The organism is Paraburkholderia sp. SIMBA_054 (assembly GCF_046534875.1).
GTDB classification, from domain to species: Bacteria; Pseudomonadota; Gammaproteobacteria; order Burkholderiales; family Burkholderiaceae; genus Paraburkholderia; species Paraburkholderia hospita.
Genome location: NZ_JAWRXV010000521.1, coordinates 1 through 300, shown reverse-complemented (window position 1 = coordinate 300; position 300 = coordinate 1). Strand labels below are relative to the sequence as shown.

Genomic DNA, 300 nt, shown 5'->3' with positions numbered 1-300 from the left:
GGGCCGCCCCGCGCCAAAAGAACGCGCGCCCAGCGGCGCGAAATAGGTTGCGCTGATCACGCGCTGCGCTTGCTCGACCGTCTCGATGTGCGGTGCAACGATGCCGCGCACGCCGCGACCGAGAAATCGCGTGATGGTCGCGCCGGAAATGTCGGGTACCCGCGCGATCGGCGTCATACCGTGACGTTCGGCGGCAATGCAGGCTGCCTCGACATCGCGCCAGTCAAACGCGCCGTGCTCGCCATCGATGTAGATGAACTGCAGGTCGGCCGCGCTCGCGACTTCGATGACGGCGGGCGC

The 300-nt window shown here is 67.7% G+C and carries 1 protein-coding gene; it reads right to left on the bottom strand.

Features of this window, described 5'->3' with window-relative positions:
- The coding region (locus SB822_RS56170) for an aldolase/citrate lyase family protein (RefSeq protein WP_410858986.1) at positions 1-300 on the bottom strand (300 nt) is incomplete at both ends.